Here is a 24,050-nt window from a genome sequence, read left to right as displayed (position 1 = left end):
CCACAGGCCGCTCATTTCCTAAGTAAGCCATTGATTTCGGTCATTGATAAACTAAAGAATACGATAATATTGGGTTAGGCGATCAGTAGCGAAGGAGAAGGATCTATATACATGTGGTTAACGGCACTGCTCTATTCCACTAGTCTCTACAAAAAATGAAGATTGTTTTATCTGGAACAGGCTCATTTAGTATAATACCTAAACTCCATAAATAAAAAAAGTCCCGCAATATGCGAAACTTCCTTCTTAATATCTGATCGGGACTATCCTTCCTGATGCAACCAGGCTTTCTTAGCCAATAGTTCTTCTTCTGTTTCGCGGATATCCTCATCATCCACACAGCAATCAACCGGACAAACTGCCGCACATTGAGGCTCGTCATGAAAACCTTTACATTCTGTACACTTATCGGATACGATATAATATACCTCATCTGAAACTGCCTCCTGAGCGGCATCAGCTTCTATCTGTTGATTACCAAAATCAATGATACCCTCCAAATTAGTACCATCAGAGAAACGCCACGCAGTTCCCGCATCATAAATTGCGTTATTCGGACATTCTGGTTCACATGCCCCACAATTTATACACTCATCTGTTATTTTAATTGCCATGTTTTCGTCTAATTCTTTTGCTTAGTTTACCTTTGCGCTGCAAATATAAGATATAATCCATTAATAATAATTCTAAATATGTCAGCATTAACTCAGGAAAAAGCAATAATTGCGTTCAGCAAACTCGGCACGAAGCTCACAAAGCCTACTGACATACTAGGAGATGCACTTTATACTGCCGAAAGCGCCAATGCATGGTTTACTCAGGAAAATATTAAAAAATCGATCTTATCATTTGCTGAGATGTTAAATGAGTCAGATCTGGCCCTTTGGTTCCAGTCGGTACAGTTTAGTGCATCCCCTAAAAAGGTTGGCCTGATACTGGCCGGAAACATTCCATTAGTAGGCTTACATGATATTTTATGCGTTTTAGCGACAGGAAATATAGCTTTAATCAAACTTTCTTCGTCAGATGACAAATTGATTAAAATTGTTCTTGCCGGACTGGTTAATATTGAACCTGCTTTTGCAGATCGGATTGAATATGTAGAGCGTTTAAAAGACTTCGATGCGGTAATTGCTACCGGTAGTAATAATTCATCCAGATATTTCGATTATTATTTCGGTAAAGTGCCCAACATCATCCGCAAAAACAGAAATAGTGTTGCCGTTTTGGATGGCACAGAAAGTAAAGAAGATATCCAAAAGCTGGGCGCTGATATTTTCGATTATTTTGGTCTGGGTTGCCGGAATGTGTCTAAAATCTATTTTCCGAAAGGTTATAATGTGGCCCATTTGTATGAAGGTATAGAAAATAATAATCAGATTATCAACCATTTCAAATACCAGAATAATTACGATTACAATAAATCTATTTACCTGGTTAATGCAGCCAAACATTTCGATAATGGCTTTTTGCTGTTAAAAGAAGATGAAAATTTAGCTTCACCACTGGCCGTGCTTTATTACGAAGAATATGAAAACCTGCAGGATGTAGAAGATAAACTGAAAGATAAAGCTGCTGATATCCAATGTGTAGTTACTCAATCGCCCATAAACATAGCCAGTTTTGATTTTGGCCAAAGCCAGCACCCGAAACTCTGGGATTATGCTGACAATGTAAACACAGTAGAATTTTTAAACAACCTTAATTAACTTTCTCCAATTTAGTCTTTGCCCTTTCTCCTTTGGTCTTTCAGCTTAAATAGCTATTTTTGGACACAATGTATATCGTAAAAGTTAAAGGCATAGCCAAAATTCCGGATTACGTACAGTTAAGAGATGACAAGTTTACACTTTTAGCTTATTTTAGGGTAGACAGGCCTGATAAATCACTGGAAAAACTGGGGCTTGGCGATAAGCAAGAATACATTATGGAAATGGTAAAAGATTTGCCTTTCGGGCAGATTGCAAAATTAGAAATATAATATGGCAGGCAACTCAGTAATTCATTTAAGCAATGTTGATGTTTTTCAACAGAAACATTTAGTCCTCTCCAATGTAAATTTACACATCGAAAAAGACGAATTTATATTCCTGATTGGGCAAACAGGGTCTGGAAAGAGCAGCTTACTTAAAATATTATATGGCGACCTCCATATTGGCAATGGTGAGGGTAATATTGCTGGTTTCGACCTTAAAAACCTGAAAGAAAGCCAGGTACCGTTCTTACGCCGTAAACTGGGGGTTGTTTTCCAGGATTTTCAACTGCTTACCGATAGAACTATTGAAAAAAACCTTGAATTTGTACTTAAAGCTACGGGTTGGAAAGACGAAAAGCTGATCAACGAGCGCATTAAAGATGTTTTGGATAAAGTGGGCCTGCGTTCTAAGATCAAAAAAATGCCGCACGAAATTTCGGGTGGCGAACAGCAGCGTATTGTAATTGCAAGGGCTTTGCTTAACGACCCGGAAATTATCCTCGCAGATGAGCCGACAGGCAACCTGGATCCCGAAACTTCTGAAGAAATTGTAACCCTGCTGAAGCAGATCAGTCAGACCGGAACGGCAGTTTTAATGGCTACGCATGATTACCACATCATCCGTACTTTCCCATCTCGCATTATCAAATGTGAAAACGGCATCGTTCACGAAGGTGTACAAATAGCATAAAAATTCTGACATCCGTCAGCTAATCAGCCAATCTGTTCAGATAATTGCAAATAAATCTGACAGCTTGGCTGATTTACGTTTATGGCAAAATAGTTGAGATTAACACCAAAAAATTCAGCCTTATATTATGTTTAATAAGAAGAAAAATAACGATAAAGAAGAAAATATAATGAACCCTGAAAACACGTCAGAAAATACTACGGAAAATGTAGAAAATACTGATGCCACTGCAAATGAGACTGAGCAAACACCAGAATTATCTGCCGAAGAGAAATTGCAGGCGGAGGTTCAACAGCTTAATGATAAATACCTGCGTTTATATGCAGAATTCGACAATTACAAACGCCGTACGCAAAAAGAGCGTGTAGAGTTGTTACAAACTGCCGGTAAAGATGTGATTGTTTCGCTTTTACCTGTTTTAGATGATTTTGACCGTGCGTTAAAAGCCATGGAAAGTGCTAGCGAAGTAGCTCCAGTTAAAGAAGGTATTTCACTGGTCAGCAATAAATTAAAAAATACTCTGGCACAAAAAGGTTTAAAAGATGTAGAAAGTATCAATCAGCCTTTTAACACCGATTTCCATGAAGCTATTACCAATATCCCCGCCCCTACAGAAGATTTAAAGGGCAAAGTTATAGACGAGGTTGAAAAAGGTTATACTTTAAATGATAATGTAATCCGCTTCGCTAAAGTAGTAGTTGGCGCTTAAAAGAATTAAAAAGCTGGAATGTTAAATTTGGAATGTTGCAAACCGCAATTTCAACAACTGTTTCCAGTCGATAAAAAATAATAAATAGAATGTTTGTTTGGTAGCTGCACGTTAAACGTTTCAACCTTCAAACATTTTAATGTTTATAAAGAAAATGAGTAAAAGAGATTATTACGACGTGTTGGGCGTAACCAAAAGCGCAGGTGCTGACGAGATCAAGAAAGCTTACCGTAAGATGGCGATCAAATATCACCCGGATAAAAACCCGGGAGATAAAGCCGCTGAGGATAAATTTAAAGAAGCTGCAGAAGCATACGAAGTTTTAAGCAGCCCTGAAAAGAAACAGCGTTACGACCAGTTTGGCCATGCCGGTGTAGGCAGCAGTGCTTCGGGCGGTTACGGTGGTGGCAGCATGAACATGGATGATATCTTCAGTAATTTTGGGGATATTTTTGGTGGACACAATCCATTCGAAAGCTTTTTTGGCGGTGGCGGCGGTGGCCAGCAACGCGGCGGCCGTAGAGTAGCTAAAGGTTCTAACCTACGTATTAAAGTTAAACTAACACTTGAAGAAATTGCCCACGGTGCCGAAAAGAAGATCAAGGTTAATAAACTGATTGTTTGTAAAACCTGCGATGGTTCCGGTGCAAAAGATAGATCTTCGGTAAGTACCTGTGGTACCTGCGGTGGTAGTGGCCAGGTACGCCGGGTAACCAACACCATTTTAGGCCAGATGCAAACCGCTTCTACCTGCCCTACCTGTAATGGAAGCGGCCAGCAAATTACCGCTAAATGTAATGTATGCCATGGCGACGGTGTGGTACGCGGTGAAGAAACCATTACCATTAATATTCCTGCAGGTGTAAGTGAGGGTATGCAATTAAGCATGAGCGGAAAAGGAAATGCAGCTCCAAATGGTGGTATTCCGGGCGATTTAATTATTTTAATTGAAGAGATTCCACACGAAACCCTGAAACGTGAAGGAAATAATGTTGTTTATGATTTGCATTTAAGTTTTGTTGATGCTGCTTTGGGGATGAGTATCGAAGTACCAACTATTGATGGCAAAGCCAAAATTAAAATTGATCCGGGTACCCAAAGTGGAAAATTATTGCGTTTAAAAGGTAAAGGTTTACCAGAAGTAAATTCATACCATAGAGGCGATGAGATTATCCACATCAATATCTGGACACCAAAAGCTTTAAGTAGCGAAGAACGTAATGTTTTAGAGAGATTACGCGAATCACCAAACTTTAAGCCTCAGCCAGGTAAAAATGATAAAAGCTTTTTTGAAAGAATGAAAGAATACTTTGAGTAAATAATCCAATACAATGAGGAAGCCGATGTTTTTAGCATCGGCTTTTTTGTTTATCATACTAATCTACAAAATTATTATAAGCAGAACGCATGCTATCCTGGAGGCGGACTAATTCTTCGATATTATAATCCGTTAACCGACCAGAAGCTGAAGCATCGCGCATCATTTTTCGTGCAGCAATTAAATAGTCATTAAACCTTTCGTTAAAATTTCTGAAATAGCCGTCCTTTCCCGGATATTTTGTTGCATCGGGTATAGCCATAGCTGTATGTTTATGATACTGATTCTCAAGGGCCTGATAAGCAGCTTTAGCCTTTGTTTCTATTGATTTATAATTTTTATTACTTGCCATCAACTTGGTAAATGCAGCGGTTGCACTGCGGTCATCCTTGAGCGCAAATATGTAGTCCTTTAAGGGATGTGTCTTCAAAATTACCCGTTCTGCATCATCACCAATCAGGTTTAATTTAGCCAAAACCAACTCATCATGATTATAGTATTTTTTACCCATGCCGTAAATAGAATCTACCAAAGCTTTTCCCTTAGTTCCCTTATCATCTTTCCAGTCTTCTGCTTTGATATATTCATCTAAAGATTTGTAGGTCTCTTTGATCTTATCCAATAAACCGGTCATTGCGGTTACATTTTCCTTAAAAAAATTTTGATCATCTTTATTTAAGGCACTGGGTGGGGTATCAGGCTTTAGTTTGCTTCTATTAATTGTAGGTATCGAAAAAGGTTGGATTAAACCAATAAAAGCAAAGTGGTCATTCGGATTTTGCAATCCTTTTTCAATTTTGATCAGGTTACTTTCGATACGTTTGATATAATCGTTGTTTTTATCTGTAAAACTTACCAATACATTATTATATTCAATAATGGCATTTACATCTTTTTCATCTGCTTCGGCATAAGCAGTTTTAGCGTTATCGTCTTTTTTCTTCTCATTTTTACAGGCGGTAAAAGACAGGGTAAGCGCAAGGACCGTTAATTTTAGGATCGTTTTCATAGCATAAATTGTTTTCATAAATCTGATTCCCGATCAGAGCAATTTTTAAACCAAAAAGTTGTGAAAAGACAGGAATTTTATGATTTCGGCATCTTTTCGATGCCTACCAGTTACTCAAACTGATGAGAATTAAGGTTAACCAAAAACGGTAAAACCTGACCTCAATTAATAAAACGCCTTTATAGTAATGTTTTTACTTACATTCGTCAACCTGACCTGTAGCTAAGCTGAAAGCTACGAAGTAAACCGAGCCTTAAGCGAGCTCAACGAAGGTAATTTACTTCATGGGCTATCTAGCAAGAAAGATGCTGAAACAAGTTCAGCATGACGATAGGGATAGGGAAAAAGACACTAAATTAACCGCTTAATTTATTTGTTAACCTTACTTTAGGTTTTACAAGTAGAAAAGACGAAATTTAACGGATAGCAGAACTATCGGGACCGAAGGATTACGTTAACTGCTTTCCAATAATAAAAACACTATGCGCATCGCAGTTATCGATTTAGGTACAAATACCTTCCACTTACTCATTGCTGAAACAGCAGAAGAGCAGCCAGAAATTTTATATAAAACCAATGTACCTGTCAAATTGGGAGAAGGAAGAATTAACGATAACATCATTATTCCGGAAGCCTTTGAAAGGGGAATTAATTGTCTTAAAGATTTCAGCAAAACGATCGCTGATTACCAGGTTGATGTGGTCAGGGCGACAGCAACTTCAGCTGTCAGGAGTGCAGAAAACGGGAAAGATTTCGTTAATGCAGTAAATGAAAGAACTGGAATAAAGATCGAAACCATTAGTGGTGATGAAGAAGCTGAACTGATTTATCGGGGAGTAAAACTAAGTGGCGCTATACAAGAGCCATCATTAATTATGGATATTGGTGGTGGCAGTGTGGAGTTCATCCTATGTGATACCGAAAAATTAATCTGGAAAAAAAGTTATAATATCGGGGCAGCGCGGTTAATGCAACAATTTTTTAAATCTGACCCGCTTTCTGATTCCGACAAACAGCACATTCTCTTCCACATCCAGAAACAATTGATAGATCTTTTTGAAATCTGCGAAAAATACAAACCACAAATTTTAATTGGTTCGGCCGGCGCGTTTGAAACATTTGCCGAATTGCTTACCAGAAAGCACCACCAAAATATAATTATTGAACAACTAAAAACTTATCCGTTTAACCATGATGATTATATTGAGATTGCACTGAAGCTCATCAACTCCACTCACCAACAACGTTTAAAAATGCCGGGTATTATTCCGCTACGGGTTGATATGATTGTGATTGCCGCCTTAATTACGAACTATGTATTAGGCAGGGCGAAAATAAACAGATTAACGCTCTCCACCTATGATTTAAAAATGGGTGTGCTGGCCAGTATGATGTAAAAATGAGCCATCAACAAATGGATGGATCATCGCGCACTAAACGTATAAATTTAGCGGTTATTTCTTTTTTGATGTGATTATCATTCTACCCATAATCATCGGTTCTGCCTTTGTAAGCTGAAGGTTATTTTGTTTCGCTCTTGAAAAATCGAGTGTTAAAAATGCCGAATAACGGATACTTTCGACTATCAGTTGGTTTTTACTGACATCAAACTGATCACCTAGTATAATTTCATAGCGACCGTTCTGATCAGTTAAGGCAGTATATCGGGTATCCACGATAGATAGCCTGATTCCAGCGGCTGGCTTGTTATCCACTCCAATAACATAACCATATATTTTTGCAGGTACAACCGGCTTTCTATCATCTGTTTTGTAGCCGACTGTTTCCGTAATTTCAATTGATGTTTTCAGGTTCCCGGCTTTTGCATCCATTACAAAAATGCTCATACCCATAGCCAAAACACCCAGGTATTTCATCCAGTTTCTATTCTTTGTTGGCACAATAGTCAAATGATAGTTGAGCTGGTTCAATTGGCTTTGGCTCAAACGACCGCATACAGCAGTGCCTGCATTTGCCAATACATGAATGATTTCGGCATCGGAATAATCAGAAAAATCGATTACATTTTTACTGCAAACGGAACAAAAACTAAAACCTTCGTATTTTTTCATTTCATTCCAGTTCTGCGCGCAGGGTTCTGCAATGGTAACTTCGTTAATTTCCGTTTTCATGCTGTGGGTTTTCTTAGATGATGAAAATCTGGAGAAAATTCCACAAAGCGATTTTAAATAAACTTCAAGAGTTCACTATAAAGCTTTTCTGTTGGCAAGCCCATTACATTTGTATAAGAGCCTTCTATGCGTTCTACAACAACAATACCCCACCAATCTTGCACGCCATAGCTGCCCGCCTTATCAAATGGGTTATAATGATCGATATAAAAATCAATTTCTGCTGCAGTAACCGCTTTGCAATAAACAATGGTACGATCATAAAATGAATGTACCTGCTCTCCTCTGACAAGTGTTACCCCTGTAAAAACCTCATGTTTACTGCCCGATAGCTTTTTGAGCATTTCCTGTGCATGCTTCCGATTTTCTGGTTTACCTAAAATTTCCCCATTCAATGCCACAATGGTATCTGCAGTAATTACTATTTCATCATCAGCTGTAAAGGCCTTGGCCTTTTTTTCTGAAATGTAAACCGCTATTTCTGCAGGACTTAAATCTGATGGATAGCTTTCATCAACATCTTTCAGCTCGACTTTAAAATTTAAGCCCATAAGTGTTAAAAGTTCTTGTCTACGGGGCGATTTAGAGGCTAAAATGATTGGTGGAAATTGAACTGGCATAATTTATTTTTTTGCTAAAATAAGAAAAGCGACATAAAGCCGCTTTCTTATTTTATCATTTGCCATGATTAGTTATTTCCACCGCCTTGTCTGCGTTTTTCCATCTCCTCACGTTGCTCCTTTTGCCAGGCTTCGTAAGTTTTTTTCTGATCTTCTGTTAATACAGCAGTTACTTTTGCATTATGATCAGCCCGCATTTTTTGCATTTTCTCTCTCATGGCATCTCTATCACCACCTTGCATCTCTTCGCGCATTTTTTTCATGGATTCAGCCTGTTCAGTAAAAACAGCAGTGAGTTTTGCTTTCTGATCATCAGATAACTTTAACTTTTCATCCAGCAGTTTTACCCTTTCTTCGGGTTTCATCATCATTCTGCCTGGTCCGCCACCCTGTTGCGCATTGGCGAACCCAGCTATGCCTAGCATTAATCCGCAAATCATCATTAATTTTTTCATGTTTTTCTTTGTTGTTTTTGGTCCAAATTGAGTTTATTGGAGTTCAAAAAAAAATGAAAGTTTAAAGGCACCATGTAACTAAGCTGTTGCAGAATCAGATCCATCAGTCTTTTAACAGTAACACCGGTACATGCGATTTAATGGTCAACCTTTGAGATACACTTTCGTGTAATAAGTTTTCGAAAAAACTATATTTCTTTGGAAGTGCAATGATCAACTGGGCTTCTTCATTTTTGGCAAATCTGACGATTCCTTTAATGGTATCGGGATGATCAGCATAGTGGTATTCCGGCATGAAATCTTCTAGCATTTCCTGCAGAAAATGTTCTTCTTCAGAATCGATAGCCTGGCCAGAACTGATATTGAGTACCAAAAGTTTTAGTGCGTGTTTGCTTAAGATTTTTTTCAGTGCCTGCATGGGCATTACCTCTTTAACCTTTTTAAAATCGCAGGCTAAAACGGCTTTACGGATGGATTGATAATCAGCTTTAGGCGGTACGACCAAAACCGGCACAGGACTCGACTTGGAAATTTTAATGGCGTTAGAACCGATATCGCTTTCATCTTTGGCTTTTTTACCATTGCTGCCAATAATAATCAAGTCGATTTCTTCCTTATTCACCCGATTGATAATTGATCTCAATATGGTTTCTCTGGTTAAAGAAACCTCAATTTCGGCATCGGGGTTAATTTCCAACATTTTGAACTTCAGTTTTTCGAGTGCTTCAAGCCTGCGTTTCATTTCATCGGCAATATGTTGATCTGTGGTAACAATTAAATCAGGGGTTGGCAGGATGCTTTCGTATGTTGAAACATAGTAGGCATTAAGCAGGATAATTTTTGCATTCTCCATAGCGAAGCTTAGCCTGGCCGCATATCTCGCGGCATGATCAGCTGTTTTAGAAAAATCAACAGGTATAAGATAGGTGCTCATGTGATTGAAATTATATTTTTATATTGATAAATTTAATCAATCGATTGATTAAATTCACTAAACAAATTTCGTTTATAATGTAATATATTGCAAATTTTAGAAAGAAAGAATTATAACGGGAAGGTCATTCTGATCCATAAATTCATTTCCATTGAAGCGCGGGCGAACTGGTGAAATCTATAATATAAATAAATACTTCGACTATAGGCTACCATTGAACGAATCCACTGTTCGGGTCCTCATCCGATAGCGATCAGATCTGGCGCATGCGGGACCATGAAGTGCTCAGCGAAGCTAATCTTAAAGCGCTCGCATTAAGATTATTCTTAAGTTTTCCTTTTTTTATTGGTATTCACGGGTACTTCGTGGTTCTCAAGCAAGTTGGGAATGACGATTTCTTTAGGGATATTACTAATAAAAGATATAAATAAACTCATCACCAGTCAACTAATGACGAATGAACCAATACCTAATAACTATTGAACTAAAAAATAAACCTACTTCCCTGAATCGGCAGCGTTTGGATTTTCATCGTGCCATCTGCCCTGCACTTTCATCACTTTCTCAATAATATCGCGCACCGCGGTTTTGCCTCCGTTATATGGCGAAATGAATTTAGATATCGCTTTTATTTCTTCTACGGCGTCAGCCGGGCAGGTTGGAAGTCCTACAAGTTTCATCACTTTTAAATCAGGGATATCATCGCCCATGTAAAGCACCTCTGCTGCAGTAATGTTTTTATCCTGAAGATATTGATTAAAAATGGCCACCTTATCTCCTGTGCCAAGGAAAACATCGTTTATACCCAGATTAAAGAAACGCTTGCCCATAGCAATACCGTCTCCACCAGATATGATGCAAATATTATAGCCTTTTTTAACAGCCAGCTGCATAGCATAGCCGTCTTTAATGTTAAAAGTACGCAATGACTGACCACTATCAGTAACCTGAACCGATCCATCTGTAAGCACACCATCTACATCAAAAATGAAAGTGGTGATTTCTTTTAGTTTCTGAAGGAACATTTTCTAGTTGGGAGTTGACAGCCTGGAGTTCAGAGTTGAATGGAGCCTCTAAACTCCAACCCTTTACTCCAAACTAAAATTACTGATTATCTCTCCACTCGTAAACCCAGGCAGACTGAATTTGCTCCAAATGGCCTTCATTGCTTTCTTCCCGGGTTCCTTTAAAGTTGGGCAATGATAAAACCCAATCTAAAAGTTCGGTAAAGCGAACACGGTAGATTTTGGCTTCGGTAAAATCATCTCCGAATTTCTCATATAAAGACATGGCAATATCTTCATAATCGTTCCAGTAAAAAGGTAAAGCAAATTTATCGTTGTTCATGTTTTGTTTGTTTGTGGTTGAAAAGTTGAAATGTTTTAATGTTGAAGGTTTCAGACTCCAAACTAAGGACTCTAAACTCTAAACTAACTAGTGTCCCATAAAGCCTGACTGATCAGGAATGGTCACTTCGATATCGCCGTTGATTACCACACACTGGCAGCCTAAACGCGAATTAATTTTCGGACGAACAGCCCTATCGATAAAATCTTCTTCCTTATCGGAAATCTCTTCAATATTATCCATCCCTTTGTTTACATATACATGGCAGGTACTGCAACCACAAACACCCCCGCAGTTGTGCTGTAATTCGATTCCATTATCCAGGCAAACATCTAAAACAGATTCTCCAGCGGCTATTGGCAATTCAATAGATTCGTGATCTGCTTCTTCAAAATTTATTTTTAGTTTAAAAATGCTCATAATTATTTTGCAAAAGTAATAAGCAAAAGCCGTAATTATGCTATTTCAGCGTTAATTTTATGCTATTGCTCAATGTTTGATAAATGTTCTGCAATTCGGGCATATCGGTTAACATGCTCAAATGCTTGGTTAAGGTACTCTCATCAGCCCGTACTGCTGGTCCGGTCTGCACGTTTTCGGGTAAATTACCCATCACTTTATCAGCCGTTTCGGCAATTAAAGGCCTGATAATTTCAAAGTTTAAACCATTCTGATTTAAAATCTTATTGGCCAGTGCATACAGGTGATTCGGAAAATTACAGGCAAATACAGCTGCAAGGTGTAATACTTTCCGCTTCTCACCATTTAACTCATACACCACGCTACTTATCTTAGCTGCAAGATTCTTTAAAATTGCTAATTCATTTTCGCCGTTTGCTTCGATACAAAGCGGAATATTTTCAAATGTAATTTCTTTATCTTTTGAGAAAGTTTGTAAAGGATAAAAAACGCCCGCCTTATCAACTTGTGATGATAAAATATTGATATCGGTAGTGCCAGAGGTATGTACCACCAGGCCAGTTACCTTTTTTAATGATTTTACAACACCTTCAATGGCATCATCTTTTACCGAGATGATATACAAATCAGCATATTCTTCAATTTCAGTAAGGTCGTTTATGCCTTCCGCTCCAACTATACCAGCCAATGATTTTGCGTGGTTTAAATTTGGGCTGTACACCTGTGTCACATCTTCACCTTTACTTTTTAGTGCTTTCGCTAAGTGTGTGGCAACATTACCCGACCCCAATAAAACAATCTTCATGATTTTATGCGGTTTTGGCCTCTTTTCTCCTTCTGAAAATTGAAAGTAAGAAACCTACCACCATTACAATGGTTCCGGCCCAGTATAAATTGATGAAAGGAAATTCTATGGCTTTGAAAACAACCCAATCTTTAGCCTGCTGTGGTTTCTCAAAAATTTGAAGCTCTACCTTTTTCTCATCTGGCAATACATTCGAAAAACGGAATTTCAGGTCTAATTCATCGATCTTACGTGCAAAATCAAAAGTATTATTTCCTTTGATTAAGAAAATAGGCTCTGTATTATAAATTTTCCCAGCAGCATTAACCTCTAAAGGTAGACCCACGGCATAATCACCTTGTGCCAGTGCTAAATCTTTAGCAGTCGGTTTTCTATCCAGATCTTTCACGGTAACCACTCCACTGGAGGTATGAATGGTATCCCCTACCGAAACCTTCACAATACGCGGTGCTTTATAATTTTCATCATCAGAGTGCCCTTCATGATCATCATGAGCGGTTTGTTTAACTGCTGCGCTGGTAATGTGCGTATACACGTCATAAGTAAGATAATGTTTGGTATCGGGAGAAGCAATTAAACCCATTTTTTCATTATCCTGAGTATGGGGATGTAAATTAAAATCTTCCTTAACCTTGCCATCTTTATCTATAACCTTAAAATTAAGTGTATAATAGGTATTTGGCGCTTCCGTAGTATCGCTCACATAAGTTACCGTGTACTTGCCCATTTGTTTAGGCTCGTTTTTATACAGCATGATATTTTCGCCGGGCTTTTCTGTTTTTTCAAAATCCTTTACCGGAATAAAATTATTGGCATTGATGGATAAAGGTTTATTAGTAGCTGCAGAAATTAAAGCACCCAAAATCAGGAAAGCAAAGCCGATATGCGCAATCGCAGATCCCGCCAGTTTAGCCTTTCCACCAAAAGCCTGGTATAATACACCAGCGTTAGAAAGTACTGCAAATAAACAGCTGAACGTAATCAGGATATACATGGTATTGGTATAAACCTGAGTTACATATACCAAACCTGCTGTTAATACGATAGAAAAAACAATTACAGAGACCAAACTGCTGTAAAATTTGCGCGGATCTGTTCTTTTGTATTTTAAATATTGAGAGAAACCTGAAATTAAGGTAATTAATACCGCAAAAGGTGCCTGCCATTGATTGTAATATTTTACGGCATCAATTGGAGGAGAAAAGTTAGTTCCAAAGGCTTTGTTAAAAACCGGAACCGAAGTAGAAAAAATAACCTGGATACAAGCAATGGTTACCACCAAAGCCCCAATAAACATCCAGAATTCGCGTGAATAGGTTTCCTCATCCTTAGTTGTGATCGGCAATTCTTTCCACCGACTGATGATCAAAGCAATAGCCAAAACCGCGAACACCACATTATACAACACCAAATGGCCAAACATTCCCATATCGGTAAATGAGTGGACTGAAGTATCTCCCAAAATTCCGCTTCGGGTTAAAAAAGAGGCATACAATACCAATAAGAAACTTAAAAACACCAAAGCAATTGCGGTAAAATAAGCATGCCCTGTATTTTTATACGCAATCATTACGTGTACTGCACCAATTAAAGTTAACCAGGGGATTAAAGAAGCATTTTCAACAGGATCCCAAGCCCAGAAACCACCAAAGTTTAACGCTTCGTAAGCCCAGAAAGAGCCCATAATAATACCTGTACCCAAAACCATTACCGCAAAAAGCGTCCATGGCATGGCAGGCTTAATCCATTCTTTATATCTTTTTTGCCATAAAGCGGCAATCCCGTAAGCAAAAGGAACCACCATACTGGCAAATCCTAAAAACAGGGTTGGAGGATGAATAACCATCCAATAGTTCTGCAACAATGGATTTAACCCTTTTCCATCAGTGATAAATTTCAGGTAGTTTTTGTAATTTTCAGGATTTGCAAAAACTACAGGAGCCTGTGCTTTTAAATCTAATGCATCTCTTAACAGGATAAATGGGGAACTTCCGATGCGCTCGCCGAAAATTTCTACACCTAAAAGCATGGAGGTTAAAAATACCTGAGAGAAAGCAACAACGGTCATTACCGGACTTTCCCATGATTTGGCTTTCCAGATTAACAAGGTACCCAAAAAGGACTGCCAGAAAGCCCAAAGCCAAAAGCTCCCTTCCTGCCCTTCCCAAAATGCAGATATAATGTAGTATACCGGAAGTTGTTTTGAAGAATGGGATTGAACATAATAATATTCAAAATAATGGCCAAGTACCAGGTAAAACAAAATGACACCGATCCCGATAATACTGGCAAAATTAATCAGGTATCCAATACGGCCTAAATTTCGCCAGGATTTTTCTTCGAAGTTTTTATCGCGACTGGCAAAAAAATACGATATGGTTGATAGTAATGATGCACTAAAAGCCAGTACAATAAAAAACTGTCCGATTTTACCTGGTAACAGGTGTTCGCCTACAAATTGAATATCCATTAAATTAGTTATATTTTTTCTCGCCGTACTTACCTACAGTATCTACTTTGCCATCTTTGTTGATCTCTACCAGATTATCATTGTACTTTGAAGGGCATTTCATTAAAATTTTCGATGCGTAGAATTTGTCCTGATCCATTTTACCAATAAGCACCAATTTTTCTGACTTTTCGAAATCCTGCGGTTTGGTACCTGCGTAAATCACCTCTCTCACCTCTCCTTTTTCATCTTTCATATGGAACGAAAAACGGTTCGCATCTTTTACCGCATCGTAATGGGTACCCATTGATTTTACCCAATAGCCCATCACATGCTCTTCTTTTTCAGAAAGAGCCGCCTGTTTAAAATTAGAATAGGTGTCGGTATTTGCATTTAAGCTAAATAAAATTCCTACAGAAATTGCAATGGTAATCAATCCAATGATGGCACTTTTCTTCATGGTTATACGGGTTGTAAAAGCTGGCAACAAAGATAGAAAAATAGGCTTAGCGAACATTCTTTTCCATTTATCTTGTCTTTATATTGACAATCAGCTGATTTTTGAATCAAAATATTTTTTGTCTGAGACCTATATTTATAATCAATCTAAACGAATACTTTACTTCATTGAAAAATCAGGAGCGGAAAATATTAAGTTTGGTCTCTCAGATCAACAGTTAACTGGCATATTCTACCGTAAAACATCAACCTGACTAACATGCTCCTGAAACAATTTTATAAACTTTTGTGATTTATTGTTTTGTATCGATTTTAAGTCCTGCCTGGAGTAGAAAAAACATTCTGCTTTTTTACTCAATAGCTCAATTGAAAACAGACCTTTGTCCCTAAACCTGACGGGACGGATGCCAATTCCTTCAATTTGGCAGGAGGTACAGCAGGACTAACCCTTCCTATGAAACACAGACCTCTCCTTTCCAAAATAAAAGTACGTGCTATTATATTTGTTCTTTATTTTCTTAATTAAACGTTAGTATATTCGTAAGTTCATCACATAAAAACATCTTAAATGCTTCACGACAATTTGATTCTTATTTTGGTTTTACTTTTAGGTGTAACCCTATTGGTGATGGTTGGCCAAAAGATAAAAATCTCCTATCCTATCTTTTTGGTATTGGCCGGCTTACTTATTGGCTTTATCCCCGGTATACCACATATCAAAATTGATCCTGATATTGTTTTCTTACTTTTTTTACCCCCACTACTTTATGAAGCGGCCTGGTTTACCTCTTGGAAAGACTTTTGGGAATATAAGGGTGCCATATTTTTAATGGCCGTGGGTTTGGTTTTTATAACCTCAATGGCTGTTGCCTATGCTTCTGTAGCATTTATACCAGGTTTTACCCTGGCACTCGGCTTTCTACTGGGGGGTATTGTTTCACCACCCGATGCCGTGGCCGCAGCAGCAGTGTTAAAGGGCATGAAGATTCCGAAGGTGGTGAGTGCTTTACTGGAAGGGGAAAGTTTGGTAAATGATGCTTCCAGTTTAATTGTATTTAAATTCGCATTGGCTACTGTAGTTAGCGGTACATTTGTAATGCAGGATGCCGCAGTAAGCTTCGTTACTGTTGCCGGCCTGGGTATTTTAATTGGTCTTGCCATTAGCGGCATATTTTATGCTATTCATCGCTGGTTACCCACCACCGATAATATTGATACGGTACTGACCTTACTCACACCATACTTTATGTACATTATTGCCGAGCATTTCGAAGCTTCTGGTGTAATGGCAGTCGTATCCGGAGGCTTGTTGCTCTCCAGTCAATCGCATATCATTTTAACTTCAAATTCAAGGATTAAAACAGTTAATGTATGGTCATCATTAATATTTATGCTCAATGGTGTTGTATTTATATTAATTGGTTTGGCCCTGCCAGATATTGTAAATGGCTTAGGCCCTGATTATCCGATAATCAAAGCTATCGGATATGGATTTGGAATCAGTATACTGGCGCTTCTTGTTCGCATGGTATGGTTGGTTTCAACGGCCCAGATAACGCTGCTTTTTAATAAAAAAACGAGAGTACGTTATCGTGATATGACATGGCATTCTTATGTGGTGATCATTTACGCGGGAATGAGAGGCGTGGTATCTTTAGCCGCGGCACTTTCCATTCCGGTAATGATTTCTGATTCGGTTGCTTTTCCTCTAAGAAACCTGATCCTGTTCATCACCTTCGTGGTCATTTTCATTACATTGGTTTTGCAAGGACTTACCCTTCCATTGGTGATTAAATGGCTTAAAATTCCTGAGCCTAAAAGCAAATTAACAGAACAGGAGCAGACTAATCAGATTAAACTAAAATTGATTGATCTTTCTTTAGATAAATTAAATGCTGACTATCAGCACCAATGCACCCACAATGAGTTAATGGTTAACTTAAAAGCAGAGTTACACCATTCTTTAAAAGAAAAAAGGGATAATATCCACGCTTATAAAAGGGGCGAAATTGATAAAGAGGATTTAAAAGCTTACCAGGAAATCGTGCTGACCTTAATTCAACTTCAGCGGGATGAGTTACATCATTTAAAGCGCAACAAAAAATATGATGATGAAGTCATCAGAAAAGAAGAATGGAGGCTGGATTTAGAAGAGTTGAGTATTACAGCTTAAGGCAGGTTTAATAGTTAAATAAATAGAAAACGTTTAGCCGCCAAAAACAACTGGAAAAACTGGCAAGTAACAAAAAATCCCTGCAAATTTTACATCTGCAGGGATTTTCGCTTTAAGCTTTAGTCTTTCGGCTTTGCGCCCTTACGGCCAAACGCCCAAATTCATATAAGAAACCGCAATTTTATCAATCGAATTAACAAAAGCAGCAGTTCTTAACGTTTGTGTACCTGGTTTAGTCATCAAGGTTTCGCGGATTTCGTGGTATGAATGGATCATGGTATCTTCTAGCCCAGAGTTAACCAGTTCCATTTCAGATGCACCCTTCACAATCATTAAACGGTGTTCCGGAAGAATCGTTTTACCGGTCAGATTTTCCAAGGTATTGATCAGGTTGGCATTTGAGTTAGCCGCATAACGGTTTTCCATACGACCGAAAGCCACATGCGAAAGATTTTTTAACCACTCGAAATACGAAACCGTAACACCACCTGCGTTACAATACATATCAGGAATAATAATACCGCCCATTTCGGTAAAAATGGCTTCGGCTTCAGGTGTAGTAGGTCCGTTTGCACCTTCTGCAATAATTTTTGCTTTAATGTTGCGGATATTCTGCTCGGTAAACTGGTTTTCCAAAGCGGCCGGAACAATGATGTCGCATTCCTGCTCTAAACCTTCCATCGAATTTTTGAAGCTGGTAGCACCAGGGAAATCTAAAATTGAACCCGTGTTTTTACGGTGTGCAAAAACCTCATCAACGTTTAAGCCGTTCGGGTTATAAATTGCTCCTTCAAACTCGCAAAGCCCAACAATGGTCGCTCCAAATTCAGATAAAAATTTAGCAGAGTGATAACCTACGTTACCTAAACCCTGAACAATTACTCGTTTATCGCCCAAACCAGCTTTAAAACCAAGTTTAGCCATATCTTCCGCAACTTCCACACATTCGCGAACGGCATAAGCCACACCACGTCCTGTAGCTTCTTTACGGCCACGGATGCCGTGTAAAGCAATGGGCTTACCGGTAACGCAACCCAATGCATCAAGCTGACCAGGATTCATGGTCATATAGGTATCGGCTATCCAACTCATCTCGCGTTCACCAGATCCATAGTCAGGAGCAGGTACATCAATACCAGGACCGATAAAGTTTTTCTTAATTAATTCTGTAGTATAACGGCGGGTAATGGTTTCCAGCTCGGCAACGCTGTACTGTTTGGTATTAATTTTAATACCGCCTTTTGCACCACCAAACGGAACATTAACAATGGCACATTTGTAAGTCATTAAGGCAGCAAGTGCCATCACTTCATCTTCGTTAACCATTTCGCTGTAACGGATACCGCCCTTTGTAGGACTCATGTGATGAGAGTGTTCTACGCGCCAGGCATCAATTACTTCAAAACCATTTCCACGGCGGATGGGGAACTGGAAACGATATACACTATTACATGTTTTAATCTGGTTCAATAAACCTTCCGGATGATTGGTAAATTGAGCCGCACTGTCAAAGTTCTTACAAACATCTGCAAAGAACTTGTTCTCGTCTGCTAGATTAGCCATTATTTATTTTTTATATTGATAAGTTTTCGGTGCAAAATTGCCTAAAAAAAATGCACATATCCAAATGCAAAAAGACTTAGTGTACAGCTAACACCACCCTTTGGAGAACAGATAAAAGGTTTTATACCCATTATGTGAATCTGTTCAAAAACAATATTTAAACAGGTTTAAACAGCGATATCTACATCCGTCAGCAGTAATAAAACGACTAATTTAATAGGTTTAATTATGGATTAATCAGATGAAAAAAAATTATAAAAAAAATATCCACAAGAACGTTTCGTTGCGATACTGATCAATTGACATACAAAAACATCGCTATAATTACGAATATCATAATTTCACCTCAAAAAATAAGACATAAAAAAAGAGATCAATATATTTGATCTCCTTTTAAAAAATTATCAAGGATATTGCAATTACGACTTTTACTTATTTACTGATGTGGTTTTCTTTTTCGATTTTCTTCAATCTTTTATCGATTGAGAAAAGGTATACAAGCAAACCTACCAGAATAATTACGATGCAGATGACCACCACGTAAATTTTTCCATTACTACGAAGACTATCGGCCATTTCTACGCCATTATTTTGTGCAAATAACTGCATAGTGGCCATCATCAATATCAGGGAGAAAAATATCTTTTTCATTTTAGTTATGTTGTTGTTTGTTCTCAATAGTACGTATTCTGTAACGGATGGTATATACCCAGTAACCGATCAGGATCCAGCCTAAACATGCAGGATAAAATACCATGCGCATGCGACTATCCAAATCGTAACTGTTGAAACCGGGGTTACCGCCATTGCCTGGATGTAATGAATCTTTCAAACGGGGTAAAACAAAAAGTAATACCACCATCATCGGGAAGGCAAAAATATTGTAAATGGCCGAAATCTTTGCTCTTTTTTGTTCTTCATCAATCGCATTCCGAAGAATTAAGTAAGCAAAATAAAGCAATATTGAAATGGCAGCAAAATTCTGTTTAGGATCGAAGCTCCAGAACTGTCCCCAGGTAAATTTCGCCCAGATGGCACCGGTAATTAAACCTAAAATACCAAAAATAATACCGGCATTAACGCTTTCTACAGCTTTTATATCATCAATCTCACTCCTGGTACTCAATGATTTTATACTGTAAAAAACAGAGATCGAAAACAGTACAATCATGGCAAACCACATCGGAACATGAAAATACAGGTTGCGGATCGTTTCGTTTAAAATAGCCAGATGAGGTACGCCCAGTAATAATCCTGCAATCGCAGTATAAATGACCAGAACCGACCCTAAAATTTTCCACCAGGTTTTATACATACTTATATTTAATTATTGAATTTTAAATGATTGAATCCGCTAATATTGCGCTGTTCCATCATCCATTTTACATCTTCCATATTTAATCCCTCCAAAGGTAAGGAAATAACAATAAAGACGTGGCTACTACAAGTACATTCACCACCAGCAACATGGTTATTTCGTCGTAGCTATTCTCCCATGGCAAGCCATCAACCGCACTTTTAGCGAGTTTAATTAATAAAATCAGTACCGGAATAATGATCGGAAAGCTTAAGATCGCCATCAACATCCCACCGTTACCTGCTTTGCTCGCTATGGCCGAGACCATGGTAAATACCGTTGAAAAACTGATGCTTCCCAATACCACAGCTACATAATACAGCAATAAATCCGGCGGGGTAAAAGAATCGAAAACCAGGGTATAAAAGCCTAAAGCAATTGTGGTAAGCACCAGCATAAGCAGCATGTTATACACCGTTTTAGAAATTAAAACTGCTGCCGGACTGGCCAGAATATAACTATACAACTGTTGACCTTTGGTTTCCTGCAAAAAACTTTTTGACACGCCATTAATAGATGCAAAAAGCATAATAATCCAAAACAAGGCATTCCATGTTAATTTATCGCCCAGGCTAACAAAAGAGAGGTAACAAGTAAAAATAGTAGAAACTACATAGAGTAATATACCGTTAATGGTATATTTGGAACGCCACTCCAACAACACTTCCTTGTGAATTAAATATTTAACCTCTTTGGCCAATTGCATAACGGCAAAGATACTTTTATTGCCAAATATTGCACGCTTAAATTGTTGTATTGTTGTAATTTTGTTTGATAACTAATTTAGCCACTGAGACGCAGAGAAAGCTTTAATTACGGATGGAAAGGATAAATACAGATCGCTTTTATCAGAAGGTTATCGGCAGTTAGTTAAAATCTGAGAAAAAATAAAGATATGAACTACGCATCAGTTATTACCTCTCCTATTGGCCAGATAACCATCTTTGCCGATGATGAATTTGTACATGCCGTAACTTTGGCTGAAACAAATATTGCAGGACTTACCGAAAATCCGCTCACACTAAAAGTTGCGCAACAATTAGGTGATTATTTTGATGGTAAATTACAGCATTTCCATTTTCCGATAAAACAAAAGGGTACTGAATTTCAGCAGGAGGTTTGGCAGAATTTACTAACCATCCCTTTTGGCGAAACCATCTCCTATGCTAAATTTTCTGCCCATCATCCATTAGCAATACGGGCTATTGCTGCCGCGAACGGGAAAAACAATATGGCCATTGTAGTACCCTGTCATAGGGTTATTGGCAGTAACGGCAAACTGGTGGGCTATGCCGGAGGTTTATGGCGTAAACAATGGCTGCTGCAGCACGAACGTGAAATTGCCAAAAAAGGACAAACCGCATTAAAATTTTAAAACCATATTCTGAAGATGAACACAGATCAAGCCGGAACTAAAAATAATTACCTGAAAGCCATCCGTTTAATTAACATTGAGGAAAATAAATGCGCCTTCGAAATTGGCAGAATTCCCATCCGCCAGCACATCAATGCCCATTATTTTTTCGCTCAAACCGACGTATCAAGTTTAGAAAGAATCCCCCACCCTGCGCCCAGGAGACAATACGTGATTACACTAAAAGGCAAACTCCGTTTTACGGTGAGCAATGGCGAAACTTTTATTATTGAACCGGGCATCATCCTTATTGCGAATGATACCGCCGGAGAAGGCCATACCTGGGAAGTAGTAGATGGCGGTGAATGGGAAAGAATTTATATTCCGCTGGATGAAAGTAGCGATGATTACTTTATAGCTGATTAAAGCTCAAAACCAGGATGAGGTCTGTTTCGTAAATCATATTAAAAACCGATGATATGATGAAAACAATCTGCTCCCTCCTTTTTATTCTTTTTACCCATTTGCCAATGGAAAAAAATGTTCCCGTGGCCAAATTGGATTTAAAAAAATACGCCGGAACTTGGTATTCATTGTATTCCATCCCTACCATTTTTGATAAAGGCAGCAGGGAAACTACTACAAAGTACACGTTAAATAAAGATGGCTATTATAACGTAGTTACCACCTATAAAAAGCCGGGGGATGAAAGGGTTTATTCCAGAACATCGAAAATGTTCCCATCCGAAAATGGAGATAAAGGAGCTTTAAAGGCACAATTTATCTGGCCGGTAAAAGTGGACTATTGGATTATAGAACTTGCAGATGATTACTCCTATGTAGTAGTAGGTCATCCCGATCATAAATTTTTGTTCATCATGAGCCGCAACCCGGCAATGCCGAAGAAAACCCATGATGAAATTATTGCCAGGTGTAAGGCTAAAGGTTATGAAGTGGCCAAACTCACCTCACAATTGCACGAAAAAGCTTAAGCCGCTATTTTTTCGCCACGTTTAACACTGAAAAGCATCAATATAACGCCGACCAATAGTACAATCCATCCCCATTGGAAATGAACCACTTTACCAATCAGTTTATTGGCAAAACCGTATTTGGTATAGTTATTTGCAGTAAAATAAACAGCAATTACTGCTAAAATATACCAGATTGCCATGATAAAACCCATAAACCGGAATGCCCCAACTTTTCTGATAAACAGGAACAATACCGAAATAGCGATGATGGCATATGTAATTAAAAATAAACGGGCGTCAGACTGATATAAGTTCCAGTTACCCTTGATTGGGACTTTCAACATAGGGCAGAAACCGGCAATAACGCATAACAAAATGCCCAGCCAGGCCCTGAATTTATTTAATACTAACATAGTTAAAAATGACTACACTGATTTTAAAGATTCCATTAACTGGTAATTGTTTGTAATGGAAGTTAATTTTTAATCGCTAACTTACCTTGTATTTTTTAAAGACTAAAGACCAAAGACCAAAGACCAAAGACCAAAGACTAAAGACTAAAGACTAAAGACTAAAGACTAAAGACTAATGACTAAAACTACTGCCCTTCAATAATACCCATCTTATCTGCAAAATGGGCGCAATAGTCGCGCAAATCTTCTACAATCAGCGTTTCGCCTGTTGCTTTTAAAAAACTATCGCCCATGGTTTGCAGGGTTTCATAGAAAAAACGTTTCATTTCATCTACAGGCATATCTTTTGTCCAAAGATCTATTTTTAATGTATTTTTATAATTATGATCCCAAACGGATAAAAACATAGCCTTTGCAGGCACTTTATCAGCGTTTCCAGAATCTGTACTCTCCCAGAGGATGTTATCAGGGTTGTTGCCTTCGTCTAACTCAACGGTTAATTTTATTTCTGCTTTTTTCATTTTTTGATATTGATCTCACCAATAAAAGAAATAGTTCTATTTATGGTATTTTATTTTTGGCAAAGATGATGATTTTACCAAATACTTCGCTTTTGTATTATACCAGTTTTTGTAATATTAACATCAATATTGCGGCAATCACTAAAAATAACAGTTCTATCATCCAGATCCGTTTAATATCTTTTAAAGTAAAACGGAAAATAAGATCAGTGACGAAAGTAACCACAACCAGACAGCCCAGAATAAGCAAATAGAAACCACTGAAGTTAATTTGCCCTCTTGCGGGATTTTTTTCAGAAAAAAGACCAGCTACCATCAAGCCCAAGCCAATGGCACCAACAATATTTAACGGCGTAATACGAAGTTTCATGA

29 protein-coding genes are annotated in these 24,050 nt (G+C 38.1%); 10 read left to right on the top strand and 19 right to left on the bottom strand.

Going from position 1 to position 24,050, the window contains the following annotated elements; genetic code table 11:
• Positions 1–263: 263 nt before the first annotated feature.
• Positions 264–614, bottom strand: coding sequence for a 4Fe-4S dicluster domain-containing protein (locus ACK1I8_RS03205; RefSeq protein WP_205058424.1), 351 nt, complete (start codon positions 612–614; stop codon positions 264–266).
• A 78-nt stretch (positions 615–692) separates the two neighbouring features.
• Here ACK1I8_RS03205 and ACK1I8_RS03200 point away from each other — a divergent pair, with 78 nt between their 5' ends.
• The 5 genes from ACK1I8_RS03200 to dnaJ all read left to right on the top strand — a co-directional run bounded on the left by ACK1I8_RS03200 (position 693) and on the right by dnaJ (position 4,693).
• The gene (locus ACK1I8_RS03200; RefSeq protein ID WP_412467905.1) at positions 693–1,709 is read left to right on the top strand and encodes an acyl-CoA reductase; all 1,017 of its coding nucleotides are present in this window, start codon (positions 693–695) and stop codon (positions 1,707–1,709) included.
• 68 nt (positions 1,710–1,777) lie between these two features.
• On the top strand, positions 1,778–1,981 hold the full coding sequence (locus ACK1I8_RS03195; protein ID WP_057932355.1) for a hypothetical protein: 204 nt from the start codon (positions 1,778–1,780) through the stop codon (positions 1,979–1,981).
• A 1-nt stretch (position 1,982) separates the two neighbouring features.
• Entirely contained in the window at positions 1,983–2,666 is a 684-nt protein-coding gene (locus ACK1I8_RS03190) for a cell division ATP-binding protein FtsE (RefSeq protein WP_412467904.1), read from the top strand.
• A gap of 127 nt (positions 2,667–2,793) precedes the next feature.
• The gene (locus ACK1I8_RS03185) at positions 2,794–3,375 is read left to right on the top strand and encodes a nucleotide exchange factor GrpE (protein WP_412467903.1); all 582 of its coding nucleotides are present in this window, start codon (positions 2,794–2,796) and stop codon (positions 3,373–3,375) included.
• 154 nt (positions 3,376–3,529) lie between these two features.
• Positions 3,530–4,693 (top strand): molecular chaperone DnaJ, encoded by a 1,164-nt coding sequence (dnaJ, locus tag ACK1I8_RS03180; protein ID WP_412467902.1) that lies wholly within the window; start codon positions 3,530–3,532, stop codon positions 4,691–4,693.
• 58 nt (positions 4,694–4,751) lie between these two features.
• Here the strand turns inward: dnaJ and ACK1I8_RS03175 are convergent, their stop codons facing one another.
• Positions 4,752–5,702, bottom strand: a complete 951-nt coding sequence (locus tag ACK1I8_RS03175) for a hypothetical protein (protein ID WP_412467901.1) — start codon at positions 5,700–5,702, stop codon at positions 4,752–4,754.
• A 482-nt stretch (positions 5,703–6,184) separates the two neighbouring features.
• On the opposite strand from ACK1I8_RS03175, the gene ACK1I8_RS03170 reads away from it, so the two are divergent.
• Positions 6,185–7,099, top strand: coding sequence for an exopolyphosphatase (locus ACK1I8_RS03170; RefSeq protein WP_412467900.1), 915 nt, complete (start codon positions 6,185–6,187; stop codon positions 7,097–7,099).
• 57 nt (positions 7,100–7,156) lie between these two features.
• Here ACK1I8_RS03170 and ACK1I8_RS03165 read toward each other — a convergent pair whose 3' ends face one another.
• The 10 genes from ACK1I8_RS03165 to ACK1I8_RS03120 all read right to left on the bottom strand — a co-directional run bounded on the left by ACK1I8_RS03165 (position 7,157) and on the right by ACK1I8_RS03120 (position 15,324).
• A complete protein-coding gene (locus ACK1I8_RS03165; RefSeq protein ID WP_412467899.1) occupies positions 7,157–7,834 on the bottom strand; it encodes a hypothetical protein in 678 nt (225 codons plus the stop codon).
• A 53-nt stretch (positions 7,835–7,887) separates the two neighbouring features.
• Positions 7,888–8,454 carry a Maf family protein gene (locus ACK1I8_RS03160; RefSeq protein WP_412467898.1) on the bottom strand — a complete coding sequence of 189 codons (567 nt, stop codon included), beginning with the start codon at positions 8,452–8,454 and terminating at the stop codon, positions 7,888–7,890.
• 68 nt (positions 8,455–8,522) lie between these two features.
• A complete protein-coding gene (locus ACK1I8_RS03155) occupies positions 8,523–8,909 on the bottom strand; it encodes a hypothetical protein (RefSeq protein WP_412467897.1) in 387 nt (128 codons plus the stop codon).
• A 103-nt stretch (positions 8,910–9,012) separates the two neighbouring features.
• Positions 9,013–9,843, bottom strand: coding sequence for a universal stress protein (locus ACK1I8_RS03150; RefSeq protein WP_412467896.1), 831 nt, complete (start codon positions 9,841–9,843; stop codon positions 9,013–9,015).
• A 497-nt stretch (positions 9,844–10,340) separates the two neighbouring features.
• Positions 10,341–10,868: a KdsC family phosphatase gene (locus ACK1I8_RS03145; RefSeq protein WP_412467895.1), complete on the bottom strand. Its 528-nt coding sequence runs from the start codon at positions 10,866–10,868 to the stop codon at positions 10,341–10,343.
• 79 nt (positions 10,869–10,947) lie between these two features.
• On the bottom strand, positions 10,948–11,190 hold the full coding sequence (gene iscX / locus ACK1I8_RS03140) for a Fe-S cluster assembly protein IscX (protein ID WP_412467894.1): 243 nt from the start codon (positions 11,188–11,190) through the stop codon (positions 10,948–10,950).
• A gap of 87 nt (positions 11,191–11,277) precedes the next feature.
• Positions 11,278–11,610 (bottom strand): 2Fe-2S iron-sulfur cluster-binding protein, encoded by a 333-nt coding sequence (locus ACK1I8_RS03135; RefSeq protein ID WP_412467893.1) that lies wholly within the window; start codon positions 11,608–11,610, stop codon positions 11,278–11,280.
• Positions 11,611–11,650: 40 nt separating this feature from the next.
• On the bottom strand, positions 11,651–12,415 hold the full coding sequence (locus tag ACK1I8_RS03130) for a Rossmann-like and DUF2520 domain-containing protein (RefSeq protein ID WP_412467892.1): 765 nt from the start codon (positions 12,413–12,415) through the stop codon (positions 11,651–11,653).
• Positions 12,416–12,419: 4 nt separating this feature from the next.
• A complete protein-coding gene (locus tag ACK1I8_RS03125; RefSeq protein WP_412467891.1) occupies positions 12,420–14,885 on the bottom strand; it encodes a heme lyase CcmF/NrfE family subunit in 2,466 nt (821 codons plus the stop codon).
• Between the two features lie 4 nt (positions 14,886–14,889).
• Positions 14,890–15,324 (bottom strand): cytochrome c maturation protein CcmE, encoded by a 435-nt coding sequence (locus ACK1I8_RS03120; protein ID WP_335320437.1) that lies wholly within the window; start codon positions 15,322–15,324, stop codon positions 14,890–14,892.
• 567 nt (positions 15,325–15,891) lie between these two features.
• On the opposite strand from ACK1I8_RS03120, the gene ACK1I8_RS03115 reads away from it, so the two are divergent.
• On the top strand, positions 15,892–17,496 hold the full coding sequence (locus ACK1I8_RS03115) for a Na+/H+ antiporter (RefSeq protein WP_412467890.1): 1,605 nt from the start codon (positions 15,892–15,894) through the stop codon (positions 17,494–17,496).
• A gap of 141 nt (positions 17,497–17,637) precedes the next feature.
• Here the strand turns inward: ACK1I8_RS03115 and ACK1I8_RS03110 are convergent, their stop codons facing one another.
• The 4 genes from ACK1I8_RS03110 to ACK1I8_RS03095 form a co-directional block, all read right to left on the bottom strand.
• On the bottom strand, positions 17,638–19,059 hold the full coding sequence (locus tag ACK1I8_RS03110; protein WP_412467889.1) for a Glu/Leu/Phe/Val family dehydrogenase: 1,422 nt from the start codon (positions 19,057–19,059) through the stop codon (positions 17,638–17,640).
• 432 nt (positions 19,060–19,491) lie between these two features.
• On the bottom strand, positions 19,492–19,710 hold the full coding sequence (locus ACK1I8_RS03105; RefSeq protein WP_412467888.1) for a CcmD family protein: 219 nt from the start codon (positions 19,708–19,710) through the stop codon (positions 19,492–19,494).
• A gap of 1 nt (position 19,711) precedes the next feature.
• Positions 19,712–20,374 (bottom strand): cytochrome c biogenesis protein CcsA, encoded by a 663-nt coding sequence (gene ccsA, locus ACK1I8_RS03100; protein ID WP_412467887.1) that lies wholly within the window; start codon positions 20,372–20,374, stop codon positions 19,712–19,714.
• Between the two features lie 82 nt (positions 20,375–20,456).
• The gene (locus ACK1I8_RS03095) at positions 20,457–21,122 is read right to left on the bottom strand and encodes a heme exporter protein CcmB (protein ID WP_412467886.1); all 666 of its coding nucleotides are present in this window, start codon (positions 21,120–21,122) and stop codon (positions 20,457–20,459) included.
• A gap of 189 nt (positions 21,123–21,311) precedes the next feature.
• Here ACK1I8_RS03095 and ACK1I8_RS03090 point away from each other — a divergent pair, with 189 nt between their 5' ends.
• The 3 genes from ACK1I8_RS03090 to ACK1I8_RS03080 are packed head-to-tail and all read left to right on the top strand — an operon-like array spanning position 21,312 to position 22,762.
• On the top strand, positions 21,312–21,791 hold the full coding sequence (locus ACK1I8_RS03090) for a methylated-DNA--[protein]-cysteine S-methyltransferase (protein ID WP_412467885.1): 480 nt from the start codon (positions 21,312–21,314) through the stop codon (positions 21,789–21,791).
• A gap of 15 nt (positions 21,792–21,806) precedes the next feature.
• Positions 21,807–22,196: a hypothetical protein gene (locus ACK1I8_RS03085; protein WP_412467884.1), complete on the top strand. Its 390-nt coding sequence runs from the start codon at positions 21,807–21,809 to the stop codon at positions 22,194–22,196.
• Positions 22,197–22,249: 53 nt separating this feature from the next.
• Positions 22,250–22,762, top strand: a complete 513-nt coding sequence (locus ACK1I8_RS03080; protein ID WP_412467883.1) for a lipocalin family protein — start codon at positions 22,250–22,252, stop codon at positions 22,760–22,762.
• Here the strand turns inward: ACK1I8_RS03080 and ACK1I8_RS03075 are convergent.
• From ACK1I8_RS03075 to ACK1I8_RS03065, 3 genes are all read right to left on the bottom strand, one after another.
• Positions 22,759–23,157, bottom strand: a complete 399-nt coding sequence (locus ACK1I8_RS03075; RefSeq protein ID WP_412467882.1) for a hypothetical protein — start codon at positions 23,155–23,157, stop codon at positions 22,759–22,761. The two genes, ACK1I8_RS03080 and ACK1I8_RS03075, sit on opposite strands and share 4 nt — an antisense overlap.
• Positions 23,158–23,342: 185 nt before the next feature.
• Positions 23,343–23,678: a gliding motility protein GldC gene (gene gldC / locus ACK1I8_RS03070; RefSeq protein WP_293790527.1), complete on the bottom strand. Its 336-nt coding sequence runs from the start codon at positions 23,676–23,678 to the stop codon at positions 23,343–23,345.
• A 97-nt stretch (positions 23,679–23,775) separates the two neighbouring features.
• Positions 23,776–24,048 (bottom strand): hypothetical protein, encoded by a 273-nt coding sequence (locus tag ACK1I8_RS03065; RefSeq protein WP_412467881.1) that lies wholly within the window; start codon positions 24,046–24,048, stop codon positions 23,776–23,778.
• Between the last annotated feature and the right edge of the window lie 2 nt (positions 24,049–24,050).

It is taken from the genome of Pedobacter sp. KLB.chiD (assembly GCF_047040275.1).
Classification (GTDB): domain Bacteria; phylum Bacteroidota; class Bacteroidia; order Sphingobacteriales; family Sphingobacteriaceae; genus Pedobacter.
The sequence above is the reverse complement of the archived record's forward strand: the minus strand, read 5'-3'. Positions and strand labels throughout refer to the sequence as shown.